Annotated in this window: 17 protein-coding genes and 1 pseudogene; 14 read left to right on the top strand and 4 right to left on the bottom strand. The window is 71.3% G+C overall.

Going from position 1 to position 18,619, the window contains the following annotated elements; all coding sequences use genetic code 11:
* Positions 1-8: 8 nt before the first annotated feature.
* The 3 genes from P3G67_RS21600 (at position 9) to P3G67_RS21590 (ending at position 3,847) form a co-directional block, all read left to right on the top strand.
* Positions 9-1,346, top strand: coding sequence for a sensor histidine kinase (locus tag P3G67_RS21600; RefSeq protein WP_276094933.1), 1,338 nt, complete (start codon positions 9-11; stop codon positions 1,344-1,346).
* A complete protein-coding gene (locus P3G67_RS21595; RefSeq protein WP_276094932.1) occupies positions 1,339-1,998 on the top strand; it encodes a response regulator in 660 nt (219 codons plus the stop codon). Before P3G67_RS21600 ends, P3G67_RS21595 begins: the two co-directional genes overlap by 8 nt.
* 100 nt (positions 1,999-2,098) lie before the next feature.
* Complete coding sequence (locus P3G67_RS21590; RefSeq protein WP_276094931.1) at positions 2,099-3,847, top strand: carbohydrate binding domain-containing protein; 1,749 nt, start codon at positions 2,099-2,101, stop codon at positions 3,845-3,847.
* Positions 3,848-3,906: 59 nt separating this feature from the next.
* On the opposite strand, the gene P3G67_RS21585 is transcribed toward P3G67_RS21590, so the two are convergent.
* A complete protein-coding gene (locus P3G67_RS21585) occupies positions 3,907-4,521 on the bottom strand; it encodes a TetR/AcrR family transcriptional regulator (protein WP_276094930.1) in 615 nt (204 codons plus the stop codon).
* Positions 4,522-4,667: 146 nt separating this feature from the next.
* Here P3G67_RS21585 and P3G67_RS21580 point away from each other — a divergent pair, with 146 nt between their 5' ends.
* Both P3G67_RS21580 and P3G67_RS21575 read left to right on the top strand, forming a co-directional pair.
* Positions 4,668-5,579, top strand: a complete 912-nt coding sequence (locus P3G67_RS21580) for an ABC transporter permease (protein WP_391858314.1) — start codon at positions 4,668-4,670, stop codon at positions 5,577-5,579.
* The gene (locus tag P3G67_RS21575) at positions 5,572-6,360 is read left to right on the top strand and encodes an ABC transporter ATP-binding protein (RefSeq protein ID WP_276094929.1); all 789 of its coding nucleotides are present in this window, start codon (positions 5,572-5,574) and stop codon (positions 6,358-6,360) included. The genes P3G67_RS21580 and P3G67_RS21575 overlap by 8 nt, the downstream gene beginning before the upstream one ends.
* Positions 6,361-6,559: 199 nt before the next feature.
* On the opposite strand, the gene P3G67_RS21570 is transcribed toward P3G67_RS21575, so the two are convergent.
* Positions 6,560-6,874: an anti-sigma factor antagonist gene (locus tag P3G67_RS21570; protein WP_276094928.1), complete on the bottom strand. Its 315-nt coding sequence runs from the start codon at positions 6,872-6,874 to the stop codon at positions 6,560-6,562.
* A gap of 165 nt (positions 6,875-7,039) precedes the next feature.
* Positions 7,040-7,525: pseudogene (locus tag P3G67_RS21565) on the bottom strand (DNA glycosylase AlkZ-like family protein); the annotation flags it as partial.
* 234 nt (positions 7,526-7,759) lie between these two features.
* On the opposite strand from P3G67_RS21565, the gene P3G67_RS21560 reads away from it, so the two are divergent.
* The 5 genes from P3G67_RS21560 (at position 7,760) to P3G67_RS21540 (ending at position 12,064) form a co-directional block, all read left to right on the top strand.
* Complete coding sequence (locus P3G67_RS21560; RefSeq protein WP_276094927.1) at positions 7,760-9,253, top strand: MFS transporter; 1,494 nt, start codon at positions 7,760-7,762, stop codon at positions 9,251-9,253.
* A gap of 134 nt (positions 9,254-9,387) precedes the next feature.
* Entirely contained in the window at positions 9,388-10,281 is an 894-nt protein-coding gene (locus P3G67_RS21555) for a class I SAM-dependent methyltransferase (protein WP_276094926.1), read from the top strand.
* A gap of 129 nt (positions 10,282-10,410) precedes the next feature.
* Positions 10,411-11,421: a M56 family metallopeptidase gene (locus P3G67_RS21550; protein WP_276094925.1), complete on the top strand. Its 1,011-nt coding sequence runs from the start codon at positions 10,411-10,413 to the stop codon at positions 11,419-11,421.
* Between the two features lie 120 nt (positions 11,422-11,541).
* Positions 11,542-11,826, top strand: a complete 285-nt coding sequence (locus P3G67_RS21545) for a dienelactone hydrolase family protein (protein ID WP_276094924.1) — start codon at positions 11,542-11,544, stop codon at positions 11,824-11,826.
* Positions 11,816-12,064, top strand: coding sequence for a DUF6295 family protein (locus tag P3G67_RS21540; protein WP_276094923.1), 249 nt, complete (start codon positions 11,816-11,818; stop codon positions 12,062-12,064). Before P3G67_RS21545 ends, P3G67_RS21540 begins: the two co-directional genes overlap by 11 nt.
* A 23-nt stretch (positions 12,065-12,087) precedes the next feature.
* Here P3G67_RS21540 and P3G67_RS21535 read toward each other — a convergent pair whose 3' ends face one another.
* Positions 12,088-13,359 (bottom strand): YncE family protein, encoded by a 1,272-nt coding sequence (locus P3G67_RS21535; protein ID WP_276094922.1) that lies wholly within the window; start codon positions 13,357-13,359, stop codon positions 12,088-12,090.
* Positions 13,360-14,218: 859 nt separating this feature from the next.
* Here P3G67_RS21535 and P3G67_RS21530 point away from each other — a divergent pair.
* The 4 genes from P3G67_RS21530 to P3G67_RS21515 all read left to right on the top strand — a co-directional run bounded on the left by P3G67_RS21530 (position 14,219) and on the right by P3G67_RS21515 (position 18,414).
* Positions 14,219-14,983, top strand: coding sequence for a crotonase/enoyl-CoA hydratase family protein (locus P3G67_RS21530; protein WP_276094921.1), 765 nt, complete (start codon positions 14,219-14,221; stop codon positions 14,981-14,983).
* Positions 14,984-15,111: 128 nt separating this feature from the next.
* Positions 15,112-15,753, top strand: coding sequence for a DNA polymerase ligase N-terminal domain-containing protein (locus tag P3G67_RS21525; protein ID WP_276094920.1), 642 nt, complete (start codon positions 15,112-15,114; stop codon positions 15,751-15,753).
* Positions 15,750-16,757 (top strand): non-homologous end-joining DNA ligase, encoded by a 1,008-nt coding sequence (gene ligD, locus P3G67_RS21520; RefSeq protein ID WP_276094919.1) that lies wholly within the window; start codon positions 15,750-15,752, stop codon positions 16,755-16,757. The genes P3G67_RS21525 and ligD overlap by 4 nt, the downstream gene beginning before the upstream one ends.
* 40 nt (positions 16,758-16,797) lie before the next feature.
* Entirely contained in the window at positions 16,798-18,414 is a 1,617-nt protein-coding gene (locus P3G67_RS21515; protein WP_276094918.1) for an APC family permease, read from the top strand.
* Positions 18,415-18,619: the final 205 nt, after the last annotated feature.

Raw genomic sequence — 18,619 nt, 5'->3', positions numbered from 1 at the left:
GACACACCATGGTCGGCGCGGGGAGGGACAGACCGCTCACGGACGAGGACTCCCGCCTGGAGCTGTGGGAGAAGCGGCTACAGGCCATGCTGGTCTATCTGCCGTACGCGGCGCTGCTGGTCTCCGTCCTGCTGGCGGTGACGGTTCCGGTGCCCACGGCGAAGCCGCTCCCGTACTGCTTCGCACTGTCCGCGGCAGCGCTGGGCTGGCTGTTGCTGCGCGCGGCGCTGGACCGCTACGAGCACTACGACCGGTTCGGCGAGGACCAGGGCCGGCTGTGGCTGACGGTGTTCCACTTCAGCGGGCTGATCGTGCTGATCTTCCTGATGACCCTGGCCAGTCCGGTCTTCGGGTACTTCGGCTTCGCGGGATATCTGCACGCGATGCGCTATCTGCGCGGGCGCTGGCGGATCGTAGGGGGGTTGGTGACGGCGATGCCGGTATCCGTGTCGCAGACGGGCGGGATGCTGCCGTCGACCAGCGCGGGCTTCGTCAACCTGACGGTGGCGTTTTTGTTCAACGTGGTGTCGGTCGGCGCGGTGCTCGCCCTGGACGGGATCACCGAGCGGCAGAGCAGCCGCAGGAAGGCGTCCAACGCGGCTCTGAGCACGGCCAACGTGCGGCTGGCGGCGATGCTCGCGGAGAACCGCGGACTGCACGCCCAACTGATCAGCCAGGCCCGGGAGGCAGGCGTGATGGACGAACGCCAGCGCATGGCGCGGGAGATCCACGACACCCTGGCGCAGGCGCTGGCCGGGATCGTCACCCAACTCCACGCGGCGGACCAGGCGCGGGAGCGCGGAGGTCCGGACGCCGACCGGCGGCATCTGGTGAACGCGGCGCGACTGGCCAGGGAGGGCCTGGCCGATGCCCGTCGGGCGGTGCGGGCGCTGCGCCCGGATGCGCTGGAGCACGCGGGGCTGCCCGCCGCGCTGGCCGAGGCGGTCGGTCAGTGGCGGGAACTGCACGGCGTCGAGGCGCAGTTGACCGTCACGGGCACCACCCGGCCGCTGCACCCCGAGGTGGAGATAACGCTGCTGCGGGCGGCGCAGGAGGCGCTGGCCAATGTCGCCAAGCACGCGGCAGCCTCCCGCGTCGGCCTGACCCTGTCGTACATGGAGGACGTGGTGACACTGGACGTGCGTGACGACGGCACGGGCTTCGATCCGTTGACGCTGCCGGAGCCGGGCAGCGCGGGAGCGCAGGGCGGTGGTTTCGGGCTGACCGTGATGCGCCAGCGGGTGCGGCGGCTCAGCGGACGGCTGGAGGTCGAGTCGGAGTGCGGTGGCGGTACGGCGGTGTCCGCCACGCTTCCGGCGATCAGCCAGGGGGGCGTCGATGGCTGAGAACATCGGGTGCGACGCTCCCGTCCGGCTGCTGATCGCCGACGACCACCCGGTGGTACGGGACGGGCTGCGCGGGATGTTCGCCGGTGACCCCGGTTTCGAGGTGGTGGCCGAGGCGGGCGACGGCGCCGAGGCGGTGGCGCTCGCCGAGCGGTTGGGCCCCGATGTGGTGCTGATGGACCTGCGCATGCCGCGGCTTGACGGAGTCTCCGCGATCCGCGCCATGGCTGAACGGCGCTTGCCCGCACGGGTGTTGGTGCTCACCACCTATGACACCGACAGCGATGTGCTGCCCGCGGTCAAGGCGGGCGCCACCGGCTATCTGCTCAAGGACACAGCCCGGGACGAACTCGTGCGCGCGGTAAGGGCGGCGGCGCGGGGTGAGTCGGTGCTGTCTCCCGCGGTTGCCAGCCGGGTGCTCGGCCAGGTCCGTACCCCGGAGCGGGAGCCGCTCAGCCCACGGGAGATCGAGGTGCTGGGCCTGGTCGCCGCGGGTTCCACCAACCGGGAGAGCGCCGCGCGGCTGTTCATCAGTGAGGCCACGGTCAAGACCCATCTGCTGCACATCTACGCCAAGCTCGGCGTCAAGGACCGGGCCGCGGCGGTGGCCGTCGCCTATGCGAAGGGACTGCTGCGGCCGCCGGGAAGTTAACGACGCTAACTGTTAGGAGTATTGACAGTCTCTTGGTCTAGTCCAATCATGTTTGCCGCACCGAGGCCCCCCACGCCGCCTCACCCTGCTGGGAGCAAACATGAGACGAATACGATCGATTCGCGCTGCCCTGACGGCCCTGGCGACGGCCGCCGCATCCATGGGACTCATCGTGACCGGCGGTGGCGCGGCGCACGCCGCGACCCCCCTTCCCGCGCATGTCTTCGCCCCCTACTTCGAGGCGTACAACGGCGACAGCCCAGCCGCGCTGTCATCGGCCTCCGGGGCGAAGTACCTGACGATGGCCTTCATCCAGGCCGCGTCGAAAGGCTCGTGCACCCCGTACTGGAACGGTGACACCGGAAAGCCGATCGCCGCCTCGTCGTTCGGCTCGGACATCGCCACCATCCAGTCCAACGGCGGCGATGTCATCCCCTCGTTCGGCGGTTACACCGCGGACAACACCGGCACGGAGATCGCGGACAGTTGCACCGACGTCTCCGCCATCGCCGCCGCGTACGAAAGCGTGATCACCACCTACGGTGTCACCCGCATCGACCTCGACACCGAGGACAACTCGCTGACCAACAGCGCCGGTATCGACCGCCGCAACAAGGCGATCAAGCAGGTCGAGGACTGGGCGGCGGCCAACGGCCGTACCGTGCAGTTCTCCTACACCCTGCCGACCACCACCAGCGGTCTGGCCGACAGCGGGCTCGCCGTGCTGCAGAACGCGGTGTCGAACGGGGCGCGCATCGACATCGTCAACATCATGACGTTCGACTACTACGACGGCGCGACCCATGAGATGGCGACGGACACCGAGAACGCCGCCTCCGGCCTGTACGGCCAACTCGCGAGCCTCTACCCGTCGAAGACCCCGACGCAGCTGTGGGCGATGGTCGGCATCACCGAGATGCCCGGCATCGACGACTACGGCGCCGCGGAGACCTTCACCACCGACGATGCCACCATGGTCTACAACTGGGCGGTCCAGAAGGGGATCAGCAGCCTGTCGTTCTGGGCGCTACAGCGCGACAACGGCGGCTGCCCGGGTACCGCGGGCTCCGACACCTGCTCCGGAATCGCGCAGAGTCAGTGGTACTTCAGCCACGCCTTCGAACCCTTCACCGGCGGCAGTGGTTCGGTGGGCAACGACTTCTCCATCGCCGTGTCGCCGTCGTCCGGCTCCGTGGCGCCCGGTGGTACGGCCAGCACCACCGTCAACACCGCGGTGACCTCGGGCACCGCGCAGAACGTCGCCCTGACGGCGAGCGGCGCGCCCTCGGGGGTGACGGTGGCGTTCAACCCGCGGTCGGTGAGCGCGGGCGGCACGGCGCAGCTGACGGCGTCGGTCTCCTCGTCGGCGGCGCCGGGCAGCTACCCGATCACCGTCACCGGATCGAGCGCCTCCGGAAGTCACACGGCGACGTACACCCTCACCGTGACGGGATCCGGTGGGGGCTCCGGCGCCATCGTCAACGGCGGCTTCGAAAGCGGTGGTACAAGCCCGTGGACCTGCCAGTCGGGCAGTACGGTGGTCAGTGCTCCGGTCCACTCCGGCAGCCACGCCCTTCAGGTGACGCCGACGGCTAGCCAGACCGGCGAGTGCGACCAGTCCCTCACTCTCGCTCCGAACACCGCCTACACGCTGACCGGTTGGGTCCAGGGCGACTACGCGTACATCGGTGTCAGCGGCGGTGCGACGGCCGACACCTGGACCTCGGCCAGCGGTTGGACCAAGCTGACGGTTCCGTTCACCACCGGGTCGTCGGGCAAGGTCACGGTCTACGTACACGGCTGGTACGGCCAGGGCAAGGTGTACGGGGACGACTTCTCGCTCAGCTAGCGGCTGTCGGCCGTCGCGGCGGAGGGGCCCATGGGGTGCGCACCCCATGGGCCCCTCCGTTACGCGCGTCGCGCCGCGGTGAGGGCGGCCACCGTCGCCGCCGCCAGGGCGTCGAGGTCGGCCGCGGGCGCCGGGGAGCGGAACACCGCGAGGCGCCAGTAGAGGGGGCCCGCGAGCAGGTCGAGCGCGAGGTCGGGGTCGATGTCGGCGGGAAGTTCACCGCGCTCGACCGCGCTCCCGACCACGGCCTGCGCGATGCCCTGCTGTACGCCGCGCAGGGCGGCCCGTAGCGCCTGGGCGATCTCCGGGTTGCGGGCGGCCTCGGCCAGCAGGTCCGGGACGATCTGCGAGGCCATGGGGTGTCCGAGCGCCCGGGCGGTGACCTCCAGCAGCGCCCGTACGTCGCCGAGCAGGCTGCCGGTGGCGGGGACCGGCATGCCCTGGACGGCGACCTCCGAGACCACGTCGAGGACCAGCGGCAGCTTGGAGCGCCACCGCCGGTAGACCGCCGCCTTGCCGACCCCGGCCCGGCGGGCGATGCCCTCGATGGTCATCCGCGCGTAGCCGACCGCGGCCAGTTCCTCGAACACGGCGGTACGGATGGCGGCGGTCACGTCCTCCCGGAGCACGGCGGCTCCGGCGGGTGTGCGGCGGGACGACGGGGACTGCGACATGTGCCGAGCCTACGCGACGTAGCGACGGAACGGTTGCGTTCCATCGGATTGCCGGATAGCGTCCACCAAGCGACGAGACGGCATCGTTCCGACGTTCGCTCCCCGTCGCCGTGCCGTGCCCGCCCTCGGACGAAAGCACCCTCCACGTGACTGTTGACCTGGCGCCGCCCCTTCTGGCGGCGGTCACCGCCCCGCAGCCGGATCCGGCGCGACTGGCCGCCGCGTACGGCCTGAGCGTGAGCGGCGCCCGGCCGTCGCTGCCCGAGTACGTCCGGCAGGTGTGGGCTCGTCGCCACTTCGTCGCCGCCTACGCGACCTCGCGGCTCACGGCCATGTACGCCACGGCCAGGCTCGGCCAGGCCTGGCAGGTGATGACCCCGCTGCTCAACGCGGGCGTCTACTACCTTGTGTTCGGGCTGCTGTTGGGTACCAGGCACGGAATTCCGAACTACATCCCCTATCTGTGCACCGGCGTCTTCGTATTCAACTTCACCCAGACCTCGGCGCTTTCCGGAACGCGGGCGATCTCCGACAACCTAGGGTTGATCAGGGTGCTCCAGTTCCCGCGGGCCTGTCTGCCGATCGCCATCACGCTCATCCAACTCCAGCAACTGCTTTTCTCCATGGGCGTGCTGGGCGTGATCGTGCTCGCCTGCGGGGTACCGTTCACCGCGCACTGGCTGCTCGTGGTTCCGGCGCTGCTCCTCCAGTCGGTGTTCAACGCCGGAACGGCGCTGGCGCTGGCGCGGATCGGGGCGAAGGTCGCCGATGTCGCCCAACTCCTGCCCTTCCTGCTGCGCACCTGGATGTACTTCTGCGGGATCTTCTACAACCTGCGGGTGTTCACGGCGCACGCCCCGCACTGGGTCGCCGCGCTACTGGAGGCGAATCCGGGCCTGATCTACCTGACGTTGACGCGGTACGCCCTTATCGACACCGTGAGCGCGCAGAGCCTGCCGCCGCATGTGTGGCCGCTGGCCCTGGGCTGGGCGGTGGTCATGGGCATCGGGGGCTTCGTGTTCTTCTGGAAGGCTGAGGAGCAGTACGGTCGTGGCTGAGCAGCAGGTGGTTGGGGCCGAGAGGGTTCCCACGGTGATCGTGGACGATCTGCACATCGTGTACCGGGTGCATGGTGCGGGCAGCGGCAAGGGCAGTGCCACGGCCGCGTTGAGTCGGATCGTGCAGCGTCGTACGTCGCCGAACGTGCGTGAGGTGCACGCGGTGCGCGGGGTGAGTTTCGTGGCGTACCGGGGTGAGGCGGTCGGGCTGATCGGTTCGAACGGTTCGGGTAAGTCGACGATGCTGCGGGCGATCGCGGGGTTGCTGCCGCCGGAGCGGGGTCGGGTGTACACCGATGGGCAGCCGTCGTTGCTGGGTGTGAACGCGGCGTTGATGAATGATCTGACGGGGGAGCGGAACGTCATCCTGGGTGGGTTGGCGATGGGGATGGGTAATTCCGAGATTCGTGAGAAGTATCAGGACATTGTGGACTTCTCGGGGATCAATGAGAAGGGTGATTTCATCTCGTTGCCGATGCGGACGTATTCGTCGGGTATGGCGGCGCGGTTGAGGTTTTCGATCGCGGCGGCGAAGCAGCACGATGTGTTGATGATCGATGAGGCGTTGGCGACGGGTGACCGGGCGTTTCAGAAGCGGTCGGAGGAGCGGATCCGGGAGTTGCGGGCCGAGGCCGGGACGGTGTTCCTGGTGAGTCACAACAACAAGTCGATCCGGGACACCTGTGATCGGGTGTTGTGGCTGGAGAAGGGCGAGCTGTGGATGGACGGCCCGACCGAAGAGGTGCTTGAGGCGTACGAGGAGCACACCGGCGGCAAGTGACCACACCCCGCGCCACCGTCTTCACCGGAATCCTACAGAGGCCGGGTATCACTACCCATGGGCGGCGCGCGCCAGGCACCGCCCCCGCCAACGGCGGACGGGTCTGATCGCCGATCTCCCGGTCGGACCCTGATCGCCGCGCCCCCCGTACCGCCGCGGCGGCGGTACGGGGGCGTTCCCGTTCGCGAACGCCCCCTGTTCACGCGTGCCGTTGGCAGTACGCGCCCGCGTCGCCACCGTCGCGTACCACGGTGAACAGGTCGCTGAGCCGCGCCAGGCGCAGTACCCGCTCCAGTCGGGGATCGGCGAGCACCAGTGTCATCCGGCCGCCCCGCCGCCGCACCTGGCAGGCGGTGTGTGCCAACGGCGCGAGGCCGGTGGCGTCCATGAACGTCACCGATCTCAGATCGACCACGACGTCCGAGGTGGTGAGTGTCGCGGCGGCGAGCAGGTCGGTGGTGCGCGCGGTGGTGAGCAGATCCAGCTCACCGTCGAGCGTCACAGTCGTCGCCATGGCCTGCTCCTCTCGCGAGCGCGCCGCCGGAAACGGCGGGGAAGATCAGACTAGAGGCGTTGGCGTGCGCTTCACGGCGAATACCGAAAGTCGGTCACCGGTGCGGGGGGTCGGTGCGGCGGGAGCGCGTTGACTGTGCACCGGTGCGCCGGGCGTGCGCGGTGGTCATGGGGTCGGCTCGCGCTCCAGTGGTGTCCGGAAGCTCGGTCTGAACCGGGTCTCGCCCAGCCAGTCGGTGAGCCGCTCGACCTCGGCGTCGACCGCCGTCCGGGCCTGCCGCCCGGCGTCGGTGAGCAGGCGGTAGGCGACGCAACCGTCCGGACGCTGTGCCCAACCGCCGATCACCTGGCCGTTCCACCACACGGTGGGGCCGATGTTGCCGTAGCGGTCGAACAGCTGCCGCCGCGCGTCCGGATCGACGTACCAGTCGCGGTGCCGCCAGCGCATGGCGGTCGGATCGAGCGCGGGCAGCAACGCCGCCCACGGCTCTGGCTCCGGGACGGGTCCGGTGTCGTCCGGCAGCAGAAAGCCGGTGCCCTCGTCCAACTCCACGGCGACCGCGCCGGTCGCGGCGACGCGCGGCGAGGTAGACCGTCGCCGGATCGGTGGCATGCAGCCCCACCAGCGCGTGCGCCACCTCCTCCACCACCGCGCCTTTGGCGCCCGGCGCCAGAAGGTGCCGCGAGCCCACCCGGGACCGCCGCTGCCCGGCCGTCAGCCGCAGCCGGGCGCTCACCGGCGGACCGCCCCACGGGAGGCGGCGGGCGGGCTCGTGCGCTGCATACGGCGACTCCAGGGGCGGCTGCGGAACGTCCTGAACCGGTGGCCACCGTCTGACTGGCGCGCCTCGTACCCGAAGGCGGCCGGATCGCCGACGATCGATCCATGACGGCGAACGCGGCGGAGAGCGACGCGGCCGGCGGAGTGCGTCTGGCCGATGCCCGCGGCCGGTGGGTGCTGCTGGCCACGGTACTCGGCTCCGGAATGGCGCTGCTCGACGGCACCGTGGTGAACGTCGCGCTACCCCGTCTCGGCGAGAGCCTGCACGCCTCACTGGCCGCCCTGCAGTGGACGATCAACGCCTACATGCTCACCCTGGCCGGACTCATCCTGCTCGGCGGATCGCTGGGGGACCGGTTCGGCAGGCGCCGGGTCTTCGTGATCGGCACCGTGTGGTTCGCCCTCGCCTCGGCGGCCTGCGGGCTCGCCCCCAACATGGGCGTGCTGATCGCGGCCCGCGCGCTCCAGGGCGTGGGCGGCGCACTGCTGACGCCCGGGTCGCTGGCGCTGATCCAGGCCACCTACATCGAGCGGGACCGTGCCCGGGCGGTCGGCGCGTGGTCGGGACTCGGCGGGGTGGCCGCGGCCGTCGGACCGTTCGTCGGCGGCTGGCTGGTGGACGGCCCGGGGTGGCGCTGGGTGTTCCTCATCAACTGCCCGGTGGCCCTGGCGGTGGTGGCCGTCGCGGTGCGCTGGATTCCGGAGAGCCGGGAGGGCGAGCGCACCGGCTCCTTCGACGTGTCGGGCGCCGCCCTCGCCGCGCTGGCGCTGGCGGCACTGACCTACGCGCTGGTCGAGGCCCCGTCGCGGGGCCCCTCCGCACCGGTGCTCGGCTGCGCGGTCGCGGCCTGTCTGCTCGGCGCGGCGTTCGTGGCGCTGGAGCGGCGGCGCACCCATCCCATGCTGCCGCCCGACCTGTTCAGGTCCCGGACGTTCACCGTCGTCAACCTGATCACCCTGTGCCTGTACGCGCCGCTCAGCGGAGTGCTGTTCCTGCTGCCCGTGCAGCTCCAAGTCGCCTCCGGCTACAGCGCGTTGCAGGCGGGCGTCGCCATGCTGCCGATCACCCTGCTGATGCTGGCGCTCTCCGCCCGCGCCGGTGACCTCGCCCGGCGGATCGGGCCGCGGCTGCCGCTGACCGTCGGCCCGCTGCTGGCGGCCGTGGGCATCGCCCTGCTGCGCCGGGTGGGACCCACCGGGGCGTACTGGAGCACGGTGCTTCCCGCCGCCGTGGTCCAGGGCCTGGGCATGGCGCTGTTCGTCGCACCGCTGACCTCCACCGTGCTGGCCGCCGTGCCGGTGCGGCGGGCCGGGATCGCCAGCGGCGTCAACAACGCCGCCGCCAGGGCCGCCGGACTGCTCGCCGTCGCGGCACTGCCGCTCGCCGTGGGGCTCTCCGGCAGCCAGTACGCCTCCGGGCCCACCGTGCACCGGGCGTTCCAGGAGGCGGTGGTCATCTGCGCCGTGGTGATGGCCGCCGGGGGAGTGCTCGCCTGGTTCACCGTACGGGCGCCGCGCCCGGGGACGGTCTGCGCGCATCCGCAGTGCACGGTGAACTGCGGCGTACCGGCGCCGCCGTTGGACCCGGGAGCGCAGTAGGCCGGGGCGCCACGGCCCGCCGCGCGGCGGTAGGCAACCCGAGGTGTTCACCGGGCCGACGCGCGGGCAACACCTCGGCAACACCGGCGTCCGGCACCCTGCTCGGGTCCTGCCGACCGAAAAACGGAACGCTCATGACCACTTCCCCCGTGGACACCGACGAGCAGCTCCCCGCCCCCGCACGGCTGGCCGATGTGCCCGGCTGGTTCTTCCCGGTCGACCAACTCCTCTTCGACTGGTTCCTGACCCGGCAGCGCCAACGCGACGAGTCCGGCGACCTGTTGGAGGTCGGCGCCTACCTGGGCAAGAGCGCGATCTTCTGCGGCCGCTACGTAGGGGACGGCGATCGCTTCACCGTGTGCGACCTGTTCGACTCGCCCGCCGAGGACTCCTCCAACAGCGCCGAGATGGCGAAGTCCTACTCCACCCTGACCCGGCGCGCCTTCGAGGCCAACTACCTGTCCTTCCACGACGCGCTGCCCACCGTCGTACAGGGGCCGTCCTCACTCGTCCCGGAACATGTTCGGGAGAACAGCTGCCGCTTCGTCCACATCGACGCCTCGCATCTGTACGACCACGTGCACGCCGACATCGAGTGCGCCCGCGCCCTGCTGCGGCCGTACGGCATCGTCGCCCTGGACGACTTCCGCGCCGAGCACTGCCCGGGCGTCGCCGCCGCCACCTGGCAGGCGGTCACCACCGGCGGCCTGAACGCGGTCTGCATCACCAGCACCAAGCTCTACGGCACATGGGGCGACCCCGGCCTGGTGCGCGACGAACTGCTCGGCTGGCTGGGCGAGCGCCGCGACCTGTGGCACGAGGTGCAGTCCGTCGCCGGCGCCCCGCTGATCCGCATCGACGGCAGAAAGGCCGTGGCCCCGCCCCACCCCGCGTCCCGGCACCGGTCGGCAGCCGCGCCGGGGCAGGCCCAGGGCGACCGCCCGCGGCCCGCGGCCCGCCGCCTGGCCACACGGGTCGTGCCGTCCGCGGTGGCCAAGGCGATCGGCGCCGCACGGCGGCGCCGCTGAGCCGGAGGCGGGCCGCGGTGTCGTGAAGTAAGCACAATCCCCCTCGGGTTGGCCTGTCCACGTGGCGGCCCGGCGCTTCGCCGGGCATGCTGCGGTGTGCAGGCCACAAACCGGCGGAGGAGGGACACTGTGGGAACGGCCTTCGCGCTGCCGCTCGTTGGTGTCGCGTTCGCTATCGCGGCACCGCGGATCCTGGCGCGGGCCGACTGGCAGGAGCGTGAACCCGTGGTCGCGCTGTGGGTTTGGCAGTGCGCCGTCGCCGCCGTACTCCTGTGCTTCGGGCTGTCGTTGCTCGTCACCGCCGCCGCCCTGTGCGCTCCGCTGCGCGACCGGTTGTTCTGGATCGCGCCGCGCGGTGTACAGGACTCCTACGACCTGACGGTGGGCGGGGCCTGGCGCGGGGTGTTCGCCGCGGTGCTGGTGACCGCCGCGGTCCACGTCGTGCTGCACCTGGTGCGGGAGGCGCACATCGCCCGCATCAGCCGGCGCCGCCGCTACCACGAGCTGCGTCGGGCCGCCCCACCGCTGCCGTACGAGAGCCGGCAGCGGTGGCGGGCGCGTCGAGCCGAGCGGCTGCTGGTGATGGAGAGCCCACGGCCGCAGGCGTGGTCGCTGCCACTGCCGCGCAGGCCGCTGCAGCTCGTGGTGTCCACCGGGGCGATGCGCCGACTCAGCCAGGAGCAGTTGGACGCGGTGCTCGCCCATGAGCGCGCCCACGCCAGGGCCAGGCACCATCTGCTGCTGCAGTCCGCCGGGGCGCTGGCCACCGCGTTCCCCGGCGCCTCGCTGTTCACCGCCTACGCGGACCACTCCGCGCGGCTGGTGGAGCTGGCCGCCGACGACGCGGCGGCCTACCGGCACGGCCATCTGGCGACCGCCCTGGCGCTGCTCGACCTCAACGAGACCCGGCTCGGCGCGTCCCGTTCGGTGCCCGCCGCCTGGGCCCCGGGGACGCCCCCGCCACCGCCCGTCGAGGAGGTGGCGGCGCGCGTCGACCGGCTACTCACCGGGGCGCCACGGCTGCGGCCGCTGCAACGGCTCAATCTGACCGCGGTGGGCCTGCTGATGATCCTGGTGCCGGTACTGGTCACGCTCGCCCCCGGGTTGGGCACGCTGCTGACGATGGGCTGGCGGAGCTGAGACCGGTTCCGCTCGGTGAGTGGGCTGCGTGTGGTAGGCATGCGTCGAACCGGCAGTCGCCAGCAGTGCAGTGGGACGCAAGTGGCACCGTGGACAACGGGAGACGACATCAGCGACACGATGACGGCCGGAACGGTCACCATCACCGCCGGAGACGGCGATCCCGTCGAGGCGTACCTGGCCCGGCCGGTGGACCGCACCGGGTTCGGCGGCGTCGTGGTGATCCACCACATGCCGGGCTACGACGAGGCCACCAAGCAGATGGTGCGCAACTTCGCGGCGCACGGCTACGCGGCACGGTGCCCGAACCTCTACTTCCGCCAGGCACCCGGCGCCAGCCCGGACGACGCGGCGGCCGCGGTCCCGGGCCGCCGGGGGCGTCGCCGACGAGCAGTTGATCGGTGACGTGAAGGGCGCGCAGGGGTGGTTCCCGCTCACCCATGCGACGGTCTATGTGGACCACCCGCGGCACGCGCCGCAGGAACACACCCTGAACATCGACTTCATCAACCCCGAGCAGGGGCCGGGGGCTCGGGTGGCGGTGGAGCTGACCGAGGAGTCCGCCCTGGCGCTGGTGCGCGCCATCCACGACGCGCTGGCCGCGGCCCCTCCCGGCCTCGCCTCGGCCAACCAGGGCAAGTAGCGGCCCGGCCAACCGCCATGCTTTCAGCGGTAGTTGCCCGTGTGGCCCAGGCTGTAGCGGCCGGGCTGCGGGAAGAACGCCAGCCCGTGCGGGTTGGCGCCGACCGGGATGCGGGCCAGTAGCCGTCCGTCCGCGGTTCCGAACACGTACACCTCGTCGTTGTCGCGGCCGGACAGCCACAGTTGGGTGCCGTCTGCGCTGACCCCGCCCATGTCGGGCGAGCCGCCGCCCGGTATCCGCCAGGTGGCCGTGGTGGTACGGGTACGCGGGTCGACCACGCTGACCGAACCGTCCTGGCGGTTGGAAACGTACAGCAGCGTCCCGTCGCGGTTGGGGTAGATCCCGTGTGCCCCGGCCCCCGTGGGAATCCTGCCCTGCTCGCGCATGGTCGAGCCGTCGACCAGGACCAACTCCCCGCTGTGGAAGCCGGCGACGTAGAACGTGCGCCCGTCCGGCCCGAGCCGGACGTCCTGCGGCATCGCCTCCGGGCCGAGGTCGAGTTCACCGAGGATCCGCAGAGTGGCCGTGTCGTACTTCAGCAACTGCCCGGAGAACTCGCAACTGGCGATGAAGTAGCGGCCGTCCGGCGAGAAGTCGGCGTGGTTGATGCCTGAACAGGGCACGGTTACGCTGCGCCGCAGCGCCATGGTGCGGGGGTCCCGCACGTCCAGGTGGTTCCGCCGCTCCGCCATGACGAGGGCGGAGCCGCCGTCCGGGGTGAAGTACAGGTTGTATGGCGCGTCGACCGCAACCGGCTTGCCCGGCCGGGCGGTTCGCGGGTCGAGCGGTACGAGTTGGTTGCTGCCGCTGGCGTCGACCCACAGCGTTCTCAGGTCCCAGGACGGGGTCACGTGCTGCGGCAGCCTTCCGACCGGGTAGTGGCCGACGACGCGGAAGGTCCTCGGGTCTATCACGGTGACGGTGTCCCGGTCGCGGTTGGGCGAGTTGCTGGTGCCGCCCATTCCGGTCTCTCCGCTGTTGGGCACATAGACCAGTTCGGGGTCGCCGGCGACGGCGGGGCTGAGCATTCCGGTCCGGGTGAACGCATAGGCGTCGGCCAGCGTGGTCGGGCGGTTCGGCGGGTTGGCCGCGCCGCCCTGCGCTATCCAGGGGATCCCGCCGGTCGGGTGATGAGGGGCGGTGGCGGCCTGCCCGGCCCGCGCCGACTGGGGGCGGCTCGGCCGGACGGACGCGCTGGCGCTGTCCTCGTGGGCGGCCAGCGCACTGGCCGCCACGGCGCCCGCGATGAGCGCGAGGCCGCAGACCAGTGAGATGCGGAGGGGGCGCGCACGCACCGGTGGCCTCCCGTCGTCGTGTGGACTCGATACGGGACAAACGTAGGCACAGCGCGTTGATGTCGCGACTCGTCGACCAGGGCGCGGAGCCGGCTCCCAGAGCAAACGAAGATCGACTGGCGGAAGTCCGGGGGAGGGCGTATGCGTTCGGCTCCCTTGGCCTGCGGTCCCCTCGGCCCACCGCACGGGTTCGGCGCTCACCGGGCCGGGGGCCGCCCCGTGCGGTGCGCGGTCGATAGTGGGGGGATCGGCCGGGCACCACACGGGGCGGTGTTGCTGTGAGAGCGCACTCCCGTTACGCGCCTGCCCCGAACCACGTCCACCAAACCACATCGGTTCAATCGGGGGCGGGCACATTGGTGGCCGCCCCGCTGAGAGGCGGCCTCACCTGCTGCTACGGGTAGTTCACCGGATCCGCCACACTGTGCGCCGAACTCGACGGCCCACCGGTGTTGTTGACGATGTGAGCGATCGTCCCCGTGCCGCCCGGTGCTCCTGCACGGCGGTGGCGACGCCGCTGTTCTTGTTGACCACGGTGGCCAAGCGCCACGGCGGAGCCCCGGCCGCCTTCGCGGTGTGCGCCGGCACCAGGGCCAGACAGGCCGCCCGCGACCAGCGCCAGCGCGGCGCGAGAGCGCCGATCGGGCGGTGGCTCCCGGTCGGTGCTGTGGGGTGCGGTCCTCCGGCCACATCGCCCTCCTCGGGCGGAAGTTTGGTCAGGACTTAGTTCAGGGCGTGATTCAACTGGTGTGGTGATGGCCCGTCAAGGGATTCGCCAGCCTGGAGCGTGGGTGCCGGGGGCCGCCGCCTAGGATGTGCGGCGTATCGATTCCGCTGGGGCGACCGAGGAGCCGCGGGAATGAGTGTGCGCGTCGAGCGCGAGGGTCCGGTCACCACGGTCGTGCTGTCCCGGCCGGAGTGCCGCAACGCGGTGGACGGGGCCACCGCCACCGCGCTGGCCGAGGCGTTCCGCGCCTTCGACGCCGACCCGCGGGCGCGGGTCGCCGTGCTGTGGGGCGAGGGCGGAACGTTCTGCTCCGGCGCCGATCTCAAGGCGGTCGGCACCGAGCGCGGCAACCGGGTCGAGCCGGACGGCGACGGCCCCATGGGTCCCACCCGGCTGCGGCTGACGAAGCCCGTGATCGCCGCGGTCAGCGGCCACGCCGTGGCGGGCGGACTGGAACTCGCCCTCTGGTGCGACCTGCGGGTGGCAGAGGAGGACGCGGTGTTCGGTGTCTTCTGCCGCCGCTGGGGCGTACCGCTGATCGACGGCGGCACCGTACGGCTGCCCCGGCTGATCGGCACCAGCCGCGCCCTCGACCTGATCCTCACCGGCCGAGCCGTGGACGCCACCGAGGCGCACGCCATCGGCCTGGCCAACCGCCTGGTGCCACACGGCCGTTCACGCGCCGCCGCCGAGGAACTCGCCGCCCAGATCGCCCGGTTCCCGCAGACCTGCCTGCGCGGCGACCGGGCCTCCGTCCTCGCCCAGGACGGCCTGACGGAGGAGGCGGCGATGGCCGTGGAGCTGCGGCACGGGCAGGCCGCCATGGTGGAGGCGGTCAGCGGAGCCGCCCGGTTCACCGCGGGCGCCGGGCGCCACGGGGACTTCTCCCAGCTCTGAGGTCGGCCCGCCGGCCCGCCGCAGCGCTTGCGTCCGCGGACCCGGAGGGTGACGGTGGGTGACAGGGGAGGGCCACGGGCGGTGCCCGCTGTCCGCGGCGGCCACTGCCTATCCGGAGGACGACCGCCATGACCTCGCGAGACTCGCTGGCGGAGTACCGTCGCAAACGCGACTTCTCCCGGACACCGGAGCCCGAGGGAGGCCCGGGCGACGAGGGGCGCGAGTCCCGGTACGTCGTACAACTGCACGACGCCAGCACCCGGCACTTCGACTTCCGCCTGGAGGTCGACGGAGTGCTGAAGTCCTGGGCGATCCCGAAGGGCCCGTCCACCGATCCCCACGACAAGCGGCTGGCCGTTCCCACCGAGGACCATCCGCTGGAGTACCGCGACTTCGAGGGCGTCATCGACGGCGAGCAGTACGGCACCGGAACCGTGCTGGTGTGGGACTCCGGCACGTACCGCAATCTGAGCGAGCGCCACGGCAAGCGGATCCCGTTCGCCACGGCACTGGCCGACGGCCACGCCTCGTTCTGGCTGGACGGCAGGAAACTGCACGGCGGGTTCGCCCTCACCCGCATCCGCCCCGAGGCGTGGCTACTGGTGAAGAAGGACGACGAGTACGCCTCCCGCGCCGGAACCCCGGAGCCGAGTCGCGCCAAGTCGGTGCGCAGCCACCGTACGCTGAAGCAGATCGCGGCCGACGCCAAGGCGGGCCGCAAGGGACGCAAGCGCTCCGGCGGCGCCCACTGGCACGGCAGCCGGTCATGAACGACGAGCTGCGGCGGCTGCCCCGGGACCAGCGGGACCTGCTGCGTCCCGCCCCGCGCCCCCGCGAGGTGCGCCCGATGCTGGCCGTGCTCAGCGACCGGCGGTCCTTCGACGACGGATGGATCTTCGAACGGAAGCTGGACGGGGTACGCGCACTGGGCTTCCGCGAGGACGGCCAAACCGGGCTGCTGTCCCGAACCGGGCGGCGCGTGGACGCCACCTACCCCGAGATCATCGAGGCCCTGGAGCGGCAGGAGTGCCAGGACTTCATGGTGGACGGCGAGATCGTCGCCCTGGAGCACGGACGCACCAACTTCGCCCTGCTGCAACGGCGGATGGGCCTGACCAGGCCGCACGACGTGCGGATGAGCGGTGTGGCCGTGACGTACTACCTCTTCGACCTGCTCCGTCTGGACGGCCAGGACCTCACACGGCTCCCGCTGCGCACCCGCAAGTCGCTGCTGCGCCGCACCATCGACTTCCGGTCGCCGCTGCGCTTCACCACCCACCGCAACACCGGAGGCCCCGACCTGCTGCGGCAGGCGTGCGAGCGGGGCTGGGAGGGGCTGATCGCCAAGCGGGCCGACGGGCGCTATGCGCAGACCCGGTCGAGGGACTGGCTCAAGCTCAAGTGCGCGGCCGGGCAGGAGATGGTGGTCGGCGGATTCACCGAACCGTCCGGGAGCCGCGTCGGCTTGGGCGCGCTGCTGGTGGGCTACTACGCGGACGGCGAACTGCACTACGCGGGCAAGGTGGGAACCGGATTCGACACCGCCACCCTGCGCCGTCTCAGAGCACGGCTGGACGAGCTGGAACAGCCCGACTCGCCGTTCGCCGATGAGGTCCGGGAGCGCACCGCGCACTGGGTGCGGCCCGAACTGGTCGTGCAGGTCGGCTTCACCGAGTGGACCCGGGACGGAAAGCTGCGGCACCCCCGCTTCCTGGGCCTGCGCGATGACAAGAGCGCCCGCGAGGTGGTGCGCGAACGGCCCGTCGGGGCGTGAGGGGTGAGTGCGCATGGAGTCACCCGCGGACGCTCATGTGATGCCCAGTAACCCGGGGCTGCGGCGGGACATCGGCGTGATCGGCCTGATCTGGGCCTCGGAGGGGTCCATCATCGGCTCGGGCTGGCTGTTCGGCTCGCTCTACGCGGCGCAGGCCGCCGGAACCGCCGCACTGCTGTCCTGGGGGATCGGCGCGCTGGCCATCATCGTGCTGGCCTTCGTCCACGCCGAGCTGGGGGCGATGTATCCGGTGGCGGGCGGTACCGCGCGGTTCCCGCACTACGCCTTCGGCAGCGTCGCGGGGGCCTCCTTCGGCTGGTTCTCCTGGCTCCAGGCGGTCACCGTGGCACCGATCGAGGTCATGGCCTCGCTCAACTACCTCAGCGTGCATGTCGGTTGGGTGCAGACCGGCAAGAACCACCTCACCGCGTCCGGCTACGGCCTGGCCGTGGCGTTCATGGCCTTCTTCGTTGTCGTCAACTTCCTGGGCGTCAGATGGCTGGCCCACACCAACAGCGCCGCGACCTGGTGGAAGATCGCCGTTCCGCTGGTCACCATCGCGGTGCTCGCCGCCGCCAGGTTCCACGCGGACAACTTCGCCCACCAGGGCTTCGCCCCGTTCGGAGCCAAGGGGGTGCTCTCCGCGGTGAGCACCAGTGGTGTCATCTTCGCCCTGCTCGGCTTCGAACAGGCCGACCAGCTCGCAGGTGAGAGCCGCAACCCGGCCAGGGACATCCCGCGCGCTGTGATCGGCTCGATCCTCATCGGCACCCTGGTATACGCCGCCCTACAGGTGGTCTTCATCGCCGCCCTGCCGCACAGCGCCTTCGTACACGGCTGGGCCAACCTGACGTTCAGCGGCAAGGCCGGGCCGTTCGCCGGTCTGGCCGGCTCGATCGGGCTGGGCTGGCTCGCCGCGCTCCTGTACGTCGACGCGGTGGTCTCACCCACCGGCACCGGGCTGATCTATGTGACCGCCACATCCCGTGTCTCGTACGGCCTGTCCCGCAACGGCTATGTACCCGAGATCTTCGAGCGCACGACCAGGCGCGGAGTGCCGTGGTTCAGCCTGCTGTTCGCCTTCGCCATCGGACTGATCGTCTTCCTGCCCTTCCCCACCTGGCAGAAGCTCGTCGGATTCATCACCTCCGCCAGCGTGTTGATGTACGCCGGCGCGCCGCTCGCCTTCGGTTGCCTACGCAGGCAGGACCCGCACCGGCCGCGCCCCTACCGGCTGCCGGGCGGAGGGTTCTGGGCGCCCGTGGCGTTCATCGTGGCGAACCTGATCATCTACTGGGCGGGCTGGGACACCCTGTGGCGGCTGGGCATGGCGATCGTGCTCGGGTACCTGCTGCTGGGCTGTTCCGCGGCGCTCAGGCTCAACCCGAGGGCGCCGCGGCCGGACTGGAGATCCGCGCAGTGGCTGCCGGTGTATCTGACCGGGATGGGCGTGGTCTCCTGGCAGGGCGGCTTCTGCAGCTCCGGACCCGCCTCCCGCGTGGCCTGCGGCGCGGCCGACCGCGTTCCGCTGTGGTGGGACATCGCCATCATCGCGGCGTTCAGCCTGGTGATCTACTACTGGGCGCAGCTGGTCCGGCTGCCCGCCGAGCGGACCCTTGAGTACATCGGATCCGTCGAGCCCGTACCCGCCAGGTGAGCCGACCGGTTCGATAGCACCTCCGGCTGACCCCCGGCGTGGGGTGCGGGCGCTCGGCTGACCTCATGCCTATGGTGAGGCTCCGCCCGAGGCGGGCCAGCACGGGGCGCGCAGGGGATCCCTGTCAACCAGTGACGCCGGGTTACCGAATAGTGACCGTGAGTCAAGAGGCCGTGCTCCGTACGCGGTTGGCTCGTTGAACCCG

The sequence above is a fragment of the Streptomyces silvisoli genome (assembly GCF_029269905.1).
Lineage (GTDB): Bacteria > Actinomycetota > Actinomycetes > Streptomycetales > Streptomycetaceae > Streptantibioticus_A > Streptantibioticus_A silvisoli_A.
The sequence above is the reverse complement of the archived record's forward strand: the minus strand, read 5'-3'. Positions and strand labels throughout refer to the sequence as shown.